Here is an 8,930-nt window from a genome sequence, read left to right as displayed (position 1 = left end):
GGAAGCGACATGCACGTGCGCTTCCAAAACGAATTCCTGATCGCTGAGGTGGACGGCGCGCCCGTGTGCACAGCGCCCGACCTCATCGCCATGTTCGACACCGAGACGCTCACGCCCATCACGGGCGAGTCGCTCAAGTACGGCTGCCGCGCCCTGGTGCTGGGCATCCCGTGCGCGCCGCAGTGGCGCACGCCGGAAGGCCTGGTCGTCGTGGGCCCGAAGGTGTTCGGCTACGAGGGCGTGGAATACATCCCGGTAGAGGAGCGAGCGCGTTAAACCTGTCCCCGACCACGGGCATCACGATGGAATCCGATGCCTGCGAGGGTTTGCTCGGTGCCGCCCTTTCGCGATGCGAGCGAAGAGGCGATCGGATGCATAGAGACATATGCGTTCTTGTGCGATGAAGCGCAAAAGCGAAAGAAGATGAAAAGGGGGGAGCCTTTCCAGTACTTGGAAGGGCTCCCCTTGTCTAGTTGTCAATCAGGGTTCTCTAGAATCTCACGGACAGGCACGAAAGGCCGCCGTTGAGCTTCTCGTATTCCGAGATATCCACCACGATGGTTTTGTAGCCCAGATTCTGCATGGCCTCGAGCATGGTGGGGTAGCCCTTGGGCACGATGATGGTCTCGTTCACCCAGAGGCAGTTCGCTGCGTTCATCTCTTCATCGGGAACGATAATCTTGTCGTACGAGTCGAATATCGGCTTGTCGATGAACTCGCCGGACACGATCATGCGGTTGTTGTCCAGGTAATTTGCACCGGTCTTCAGGTGAAGTACGGTGGTCAGCGGGACCTCCTCGCACTTGATGCCCCAGTCGGTCAGAATCTTGATGAACTGGTCGACGCCCATCTGGTTGGTGCGATTGGACTTGCCCACATAAAAGTGGTCTTCCACCATCATGACGTCACCGCCCTCGAGCGTGCCGGGCAGCTCGATGTAGGCGATGTGGTCGTCGTCAAAAAGCTCCTTGATGGTGGGGAGCATGGCGTCTTTCTCGGGGTTGCGAATGGCGAGGCCGGGATTGGTGATGATGGCGCCTTTCGGCGTGATGACCACGGGATCCTCCACGAACACCGACTTGATAAGATGCTCGACCGGCGGCAGTACGGTCACTTCGCAGCCGCATTCCTCAAGCGCCGCGATATAGGCGTCGTGCTGCTGAATTGCCAGGTCATAATCGGGTGCGGCGTGGTCCGGTGCGCCCTGATAGGCGAGCGGGAAGGATTTGGGTGGACGGCGTACGATGGCTTTCTTGAAGAACATGCTTGCCTCCTTCTTGCATGACGATAGCGCGCCATGCATTCGGTTTGCCAGACGACTGCGGCGTGTCGCCCCAGTTCGCTGGCGTTTTCTAGACCCGCACGGTGGCCTGCCGCTGGATCGCATGCCGAGGCCGTACTTTCGAGATGCAGCTTTCTCTCCATCTCTAAAGTGATTGTATCTGACGGCGGGGAAGAGACGGCGTAAAATCCTTAACAAGCCCTGCTTGCTTTGAGCAACGTCGCGAAGTCCGTCGCGTTGTTGGAGAGCTCAACCGGAAGCCGACTACGCTACGTAACGTCCCATTTCAACTTGGATTTTGGTGAATTGTGTTGGAATTGTGATAGGCGTACGTCAGGCGGCGTATCTCTGATGACGCAGAGGTTACGAAGGCCTCATCAGGCGATTTTAATAATTTACGGGTGGTAAAGTTCTCTGCGAGATGAAACGAGGGGCGCAAGGTGAGCGCCCCGCAATGGGAGGCAGGACCTCCCGGAAAGCGAGTGATCGACATGACCGAAGAGAACAAGAACATCCAGTCCACCGGCATGCCACATGCCGACACCACGCAGCAGGATTCGGGCGCTCAGGCGGCCCAGCCCGCCCAACCCGCCCAGCAGGACGCCGCTGCGCATCCCCAGCACTTTTTCGCGACGTCGGGCCAGGAATCTGCTCAGCCTCAGGCGCCCTACGCCACTCAACAGATTCCTGCGCAGCCGACCGGTGCCTACAACGCCCAGCAGGCTGCCCAGGCGCAGCGGGCGGCTCAACAGGCCTATCAGCAGCAGGTGTATCAGCAGTACGCTCAGCACGCTCAGGCCCAGCACGCCAAGCAGCCTAAAGAGAAGGAGCCCGGCAGCCACGACGCTGCCAAGCGCTTCGGCGTAAGCTTCGCGGGCGCGGCTCTTGCGGTAGTGCTCGGCCTCGGCGGATTCGCCGGCTGGCAGGCCATCAGCGGCGGCAACGATTCCGGTTCCTCCGCGACCTCCGGCGCGAACACCACCATCCAGGTGCAGGGCGAGGACGCCACGCTGTCCGAGGCCGTGGCCGACAAGGTGCTGCCCTCCATCGTGAGCATTGACATCTATCAGAACGCCTCTTCGCAGTCGCAGTCGATGTTCGGCTTCGAGATGCCCGGCCAGGGCGATGACAGCACGCTGACCCAGACTTCCCTCGGCTCCGGCGTGGTCGTCTCCTCCGATGGCTACATCATCACGAACAACCACGTGGTCGAGGGCGCCGACGCCATCAAGGCCACCGTCAACGGCACCGAGTACGACGCCGAGCTGGTAGGCTCCGACCCCTCCAGCGACATCGCCGTGATCAAGGTGGATGCGACTGGGCTTACCGCGGTGGAAATCGGTTCCTCCTCTGACCTCGAGGTGGGCGAGTGGGTCATGGCTTTGGGCAGCCCGTTCGGCCTTGAGAACTCCGTATCCACCGGCGTGGTGAGCGCGCTGCAGCGTTCAAGCACCATGCAGGACGAGATGACCGGCCAGACGGTAATCTACCCGAACATGATCCAGACCGACGCCACCATCAATCCCGGTAATTCGGGCGGCGCGTTGGTGGATAGCGAGGGCAAGCTCATCGGCATCAATTCGATGATCCAGTCCACTTCGGGCTCCAGCTCGGGCGTCGGATTCGCCATCCCCATCGATTACGCCATGGGCATCGCCGAGCAGATCATGAACGGCGAGACCCCGACCCATGCGCAGCTGGGCGTGTCCATGACCGAGATCACCCCCGAGATGGCGCAGTACTACAACCTGCCCGTTGACAGCGGCGTGTACGTGGCCAACGTCTACGCCGACAGCGCGGCCGACGCCGCCGGCATCAAGAAGGGCGACATCATCACCAAGTTCGACGGCCAGGATGTGACCAGCGCTTCCGATCTGCAGCTGATGGTGCGTTCCAAGAATCCGGGCGATACGGTGGAGGTCGTGGTGAACCGCGATGGCCAGGACCAGACGCTTTCCGTCACGATGGGCGATGACGAGGATACGCTGGGCACCACCGAGAACAACTCTGACGCCTACGGCTACGGCAATGGCTATGGTTACGGGTATGGCTACGGCGATGAGCAGGATGGCTACGGTTTCCCGTTTGGCTTCTAGACGGCTCTGCTACGCCGCGACAGCAAGGCGCGCAGGCACATCTTGCTGAACGCGCAGCGCTGCACTTTTGCGCCTCTTCCTTGGGCGGTCTCTTCGGAGGCCGCCTTTTTCATGCGCGCGAAGGTTCTCTCTTGGGTGAACTTGCGAAAAATGAGGCGTTCGCGCGGGACGCGGGGCTGCGGTTATCGTAATATACATAAGAATGGCTTACTGATTCGATGAGAAGGGTGAAGTTCATGCCTGCAGAAGGTTACAAGTATCACCGCGTACTGCTGAAGCTGTCCGGCGAGGCCCTGATGGGCGATGCCGGCTACGGTATCGATCCGAAGGTCATCGCCGACCTTGCCGAGCAGATCAAGGAAATCGTTGACGATGGCGTTCAGGTTGCCATCACCGTGGGCGGCGGCAACATCTTCCGCGGCGTCGCCGGTAGCGCCAACGGCATGGATCGCGCCCAGGCAGACTACATCGGCATGCTGGCAACCGTCATGAACGCTCTTGCTCTGCAGGACGGTTTGGAGCGACACGGCGTGGCCTCGCGCGTCCAGTCCGCCATCGAGATGCGCCAGGTGGCCGAGCCTTACATTCGCCTGCGTGCCATCCGCCATATGGAGAAGGGCCGCGTGGTCATCTTCGCCGCAGGCACGGGCAACCCCTACTTCACCACCGATACCACGGCTGCGCTGCGCGCCTGCGAGATCGACGCCGACTGCATGATGAAGGCCACCAAGGTGGATGGCATCTACGACAGCGACCCCAAGACCAATCCTGACGCCAAGCGCTTCGACAAGATTAGCTACCTTGACGTGCTCACCAAGGAGCTCAACGTCATGGACGCTGCCGCCATCTCGCTGTGCAAGGATAACGAGATGCCGCTGCTCGTGTTCGACATGACGGTGCCCGGCAACATCGCCCGCATCCTCAAGGGCGAAAACGTGGGCACACTGGTGTACTAACCATTCGTTGCGGATGGGCGCCGGGTTCGACCGACTCCCATCCGGCTGCTTGTGCGGGGCGGCTGCCTCGCCTGATTGACCGTATCGCGCCTCGCAAGGGCGGGGCGCGTTGGAACCAAGGAGGAAAACGATGACCGCCGAGATTATGAGCGCTGCCGAAACCAGCATGAACAAGGCTCTGGACAACCTCAAAGAGGCGTTCTCCAGCGTGCGCACCGGCCGCGCCAACCCGATGATGCTGGACAAGATCCGCGTGGACTACTACGGCCAGCCCACCCCCGTGAACCAGCTCGCCGCCGTCAAGGTGCCCGACGCGCACCTGATCGTCATCGAGCCGTGGGACAAGGGCATCCTGCGCGGCGTTGAGCAGGCTATCCTTGCCAGCGACCTGGGCATCACCCCTTCCAACGATGGCTCCGTGATTCGTCTTCCCATTCCCGCGCTCACCGAGGAGCGCCGCAAGGAGCTGGTGAAGAACTGCCGCACCTTCTCCGAGGAGGCGCGCATCGCCATCCGCAACGCTCGTCGCGACGCCAACGCCAAGATTGATCGCGGCAAGAAGGACTCCGAGATTCCTGAGGACGACGCCCGTCGCGCCGAGGAGCAGGTGCAGAAGCTCACCGACAAGTACATCGCTCAGGTCGAAGAGATGCTGAAGAAGAAGGAAGCCGAAGTCATGGAGATTTAAGGCGAAGCCTTAAATCTCCATCGTAGAGTTCCGCCGTTCAGCTGAATGGCGGAACTCCCTTTATCAAGGGCCCATCTCGATTCCCCAAGGAGGGTTGTGCATGTATCTGAAACCGCTAAGCGACGTATTCCCCAACCCCCCTGCGGGGCTTGACCCCAACGCGCTCATCGAAGAGCGCGTGCCGCAGCATGTGGCCGTCATCATGGACGGCAACGGCCGCTGGGCGAAAAAGCGTGCGCTCAACAGGCTCAAGGGTCACAAGGCGGGCATCGAGGCGGTGCGCGAGACCATTCGCTGCGCACACGACGTGGGCGTTCGCTATCTGACCATCTACTCGTTCTCCACCGAGAACTGGAAGCGTCCGCAGGACGAGGTCGTGGGCCTGATGGACCTGTTCGCCAAGACCATGCTTGCCGAAGTGGACGGCCTTGACGAGGAAAACGTGCGCGTGCGCACGATTGGTGACCTCTCCGCGCTTCCCAAGGAGACGCGTGAGGCGTTCGACAAGGCATGGGAGCAGACGCGCGACAACACCGGCATGACGTTGCTTGTGGCGGTGAACTACGGCGCACGCGAGGAAATCCTGCGCGCGGCCAAAGCATGCATGCGCTACGCCGTCATCGAGGGCGAGGAGCGCGGCGAGCTTCCGGAGCTTACCGAAGAGATTTTCGAACGCGGTTTGTATACCGCCGGCATTCCTGACCCCGACCTGGTCATTCGCACGTCGGGCGAGATGCGCATCTCCAATTTCCTTCTGTGGCAGATGGCGTATTCCGAGTTCTACTGCACCGATGTGCTGTGGCCCGATTTCAACCGCTATGAGTTTTTGCGCGCCTTGCTTGATTACCAGGGGCGCGAGCGTCGTTTCGGGGCGGTGTAACGCTTGACGCAGACACGCGACATAGAAGAAAACCCCATTGAGGAGGCCTCGCCGGAGGAGGCTCCCAAAGGCCCCATGCGCGAGCGCGCTCAGGCGGCATACGAGAACACCAAGGCCAAGGCGGTCGAGAAGAAGGACGCCGCCAAAGGCTTCGTCTACGACAAGACGCCTGAAAAATTCAAGCATCCGTCCGACATCCAGGTGAGGTTTCGCACCGGCGTCGTCTACGTCACGGTGACGGTGGGCTGCGCGCTGCTCAGCGACATCTCCACGGTGATCATGCTGTGCGCCGTGGCGGGCATCTGTGCGGGCGAATTCTTCTACATGCTGCGCTCCGACGCGAAGCTTCCCAACGAGCTTTTGGGAATTCTTGCCGCCGTGGCCTATCCCATCAGCGTGTGGCAGCTGGGGCTCACGGGCGCGCTGTTGGTGACCGGGGCGCTACTCATCGCGCTTTTGGTATGGTACGTGTTCTGGATGCGCGCCCGCGTGGGCGATGTGGGCGTGTCGTTCTTCGGCGCCGCGTACACCGGCTTGCTTCTTTCGAGCCTGATTCTTGTGCGCATGGGCGTGCCCGGATTCTGGGGAGGCGTGCTCGTAGTGGGCATCTTCTTCAGCGTGTGGGCCAACGATTCGTTCGCATACCTGGTGGGAAGCAAGTTCGGCAAGCATAAGATGGCGCCGCGCATCTCTCCCAAGAAGAGCTGGGAAGGCTTCTTCGGGGGTCTTATGGGATCGGTGTTCATCTGGTGCCTGATTACATTCATCCCCGGCGTGAACATGAGCCTGCCGCAGGCGGCTGCGTTCGGCGTGGTGTGCGGCCTGTTCGGTGTGCTGGGCGATTTGGCGGAAAGCCGCATCAAACGCAATTCCGGCGTCAAGGATTCGGGCACCATCATGCCCGGCCACGGCGGCCTGCTCGACCGCTGCGATTCGCTGTTCCTGGTGAGCGCCGTGGCAGGCGTGCTGCTGGTCTACGGCGGCTGCATCCCGTATGTTTTCGCGTAACAGACTCTTCCGTATGCGCTGGGATCCCTTTTATTCGCAAAGCTTTACGCCAGCAATCCCTTGATTCGTGGACGAAAAACGAAGTTTCCCGGCTCGCAGCGCCGCAAAACCGCATTTTGCCGTGCCCTTCCCTGTCTTCTTGTTTTAAAAAAACGGAGCAATTTTCCAGATTGAATCTGAGCTGGGAAAACGTATGGGCAAATTCGCAGAGAGGGTAAGGTTTTCTCTTGCAACGAACTTAGCCTTCCGGGAAAGTCGAAAAAACGTCCACGAAGTTGCGTTTTTCTGTCCAGGCGGAATGTTGCTACTGCTATCGCTTATGTTTCAATCGCTCTATATTGCTTATAATTCTGCAGCGTAAGAATTCGCAGTGTTCGTGATGCAGCAGGTCCATGAAAGGTTTCGCCATGTCCAAGCTTCGTATCGTTATTCTTGGGTCTACCGGCTCCATTGGCACGCAGACGCTCGATGTGGTGCGCCGCCATGCTGACAAGCTTGAGGTGGTCGGTCTTGCCGCGAACTCGAGCGTGGATGCGGTCATCGCCCAGGCGCATGAGTTCAAGGTGCGCCACATCGCGTTCGGCAACGAGGCGCTGCGCGATGATGCGCGCTTGGCGAACATCCATGATGGTGTAAGCGTGGGCTTCGGTCAGGAAGGCCTGCTGGAGCTTGTGCGTATGGACGATGTGGACATGGTGGTGAACTCGCTTGTGGGCGCCGCCGGCATGCGCGCATCGTACGAGACGTTGGCCTGCGGGAAGCGTTTGGCGCTGGCGAACAAGGAAAGCCTTGTGGTGGCGGGCGACCTCATCATGCCGCTTGCTGCCAAGGTGGACGTGCAGCTCGCGGCGGCGCAGGCGGCGCTTGACGATGCGTGCGTGAGCGTGGGCAAGGTGGCGGGGCGCGCAGCAGGCATGGTGGATGCGCCCGGCATGCATGGCGCGCTCATGCCCATCGACTCCGAGCACGGCGCCATCTATCAATGCCTGATGGGGGAGCGTGCGGCCGAGGTCACGGCGCTGTGGGTCACGGCGAGCGGCGGCCCCTTCCGCGGCAAGACGCGCGACGAGCTGGCGGACATGACTTCCAAGCAGGCGCTTGCGCATCCCACCTGGCACATGGGTCCCAAGATCACCATCGACTCCTCCACGCTCATGAACAAGGGCCTCGAGGTCATCGAGGCGCACCACCTGTTCAACATGCCCTACGACCGCATCAAGGTGGTCGTGCAGCCGCAGAGCGCCATCCATTCCATGGTGGAGTTCTCGGACGGCAGCGTGAAGGCACATCTGGGAACCACCGACATGCGTATTCCCATCCAGTACGCGCTGAGTTACCCCGATCGTTGGGATGCGCCGGTCGAGCCGCTCGATTTCACGAAGCTGGGAAGCCTAGAGTTCTATCCCGCCGATACCGAAACGTTCCGCTGCTTGGCCCTGGCGCGCCATGCGGGCAGTACGGGCGGCACGCTGCCGTGCGCCATGAATGCCGCGAACGAGGTTGCCGTGGCGACGTTTTTGAAGGATGCATGCGGCTATCTGGACATCGATGCGTGCGTGGAGCACGTCATGAATCGTCACGAAGCGCAGGGTGTGCAGGTGGTTGAGAGCTTGGACCAGCTGGCCGAAGTGGATGCCTGGGCGCGTTCGGAAGCGCGCGAGTTCTTGAAGGCACGCGCGAAGTAGGCAATTTTTGTCAAATTCTTGGCAACGGTAATCGGTCGGCGTGCTGTGCGGCAGGCCTGAAAAGGTGTCGCATGGTACCATCTTCACGATTGTTCAATACGAGGTTGTAACGACGTCGGATGCATTGCCGATAGCGAAGGGATATTCATGGATCAAACGCAAGCGAGCGGCATCAAGGGCGGCATCGCGTACCTTAAGCAGGCGATGGCGGACATCGTCCATACGCCGAAATGGTTCGGCATCTTGCTGCTGTTGGGAATTGTCGGATGCATTCCCATTTTTGGCGCGGTCGTCATGTATGGCTTCCTTTTGAGGTGGGCGCGCGAGGCGGCATG

Annotated in this window: 7 protein-coding genes and 2 pseudogenes; 8 read left to right on the top strand and 1 reads right to left on the bottom strand. The window is 60.6% G+C overall.

The window, feature by feature from the left end; all coding sequences use genetic code 11:
• Positions 1–276, top strand: a pseudogene (locus tag Q0J60_RS01650) (DUF917 family protein); the annotation flags it as partial.
• Between the two features lie 214 nt (positions 277–490).
• Here Q0J60_RS01650 and Q0J60_RS01645 read toward each other — a convergent pair.
• Positions 491–1,264: a dimethylarginine dimethylaminohydrolase family protein gene (locus Q0J60_RS01645; RefSeq protein WP_294438455.1), complete on the bottom strand. Its 774-nt coding sequence runs from the start codon at positions 1,262–1,264 to the stop codon at positions 491–493.
• Between the two features lie 509 nt (positions 1,265–1,773).
• On the opposite strand from Q0J60_RS01645, the gene Q0J60_RS01640 reads away from it, so the two are divergent.
• From Q0J60_RS01640 to Q0J60_RS01610, 7 genes and pseudogenes are all read left to right on the top strand, one after another.
• Positions 1,774–3,378, top strand: coding sequence for a S1C family serine protease (locus Q0J60_RS01640; protein WP_294438454.1), 1,605 nt, complete (start codon positions 1,774–1,776; stop codon positions 3,376–3,378).
• A 236-nt stretch (positions 3,379–3,614) separates the two neighbouring features.
• Entirely contained in the window at positions 3,615–4,334 is a 720-nt protein-coding gene (pyrH, locus tag Q0J60_RS01635) for a UMP kinase (RefSeq protein WP_294438453.1), read from the top strand.
• Between the two features lie 130 nt (positions 4,335–4,464).
• Entirely contained in the window at positions 4,465–5,022 is a 558-nt protein-coding gene (gene frr / locus Q0J60_RS01630; RefSeq protein ID WP_294438452.1) for a ribosome recycling factor, read from the top strand.
• A gap of 100 nt (positions 5,023–5,122) precedes the next feature.
• On the top strand, positions 5,123–5,902 hold the full coding sequence (locus Q0J60_RS01625) for an isoprenyl transferase (RefSeq protein WP_294438451.1): 780 nt from the start codon (positions 5,123–5,125) through the stop codon (positions 5,900–5,902).
• A gap of 75 nt (positions 5,903–5,977) precedes the next feature.
• On the top strand, positions 5,978–6,910 hold the full coding sequence (locus Q0J60_RS01620) for a phosphatidate cytidylyltransferase (RefSeq protein ID WP_294438457.1): 933 nt from the start codon (positions 5,978–5,980) through the stop codon (positions 6,908–6,910).
• A gap of 407 nt (positions 6,911–7,317) precedes the next feature.
• Complete coding sequence (locus Q0J60_RS01615; protein ID WP_294438450.1) at positions 7,318–8,595, top strand: 1-deoxy-D-xylulose-5-phosphate reductoisomerase; 1,278 nt, start codon at positions 7,318–7,320, stop codon at positions 8,593–8,595.
• 147 nt (positions 8,596–8,742) lie between these two features.
• A pseudogene (locus tag Q0J60_RS01610) lies at positions 8,743–8,930 on the top strand (hypothetical protein); the annotation flags it as partial.

It is taken from the genome of uncultured Slackia sp. (assembly GCF_944321625.1).
Taxonomy (GTDB): Bacteria; Actinomycetota; Coriobacteriia; order Coriobacteriales; family Eggerthellaceae; genus Slackia.
The sequence above is the reverse complement of the archived record's forward strand: the minus strand, read 5'-3'. Positions and strand labels throughout refer to the sequence as shown.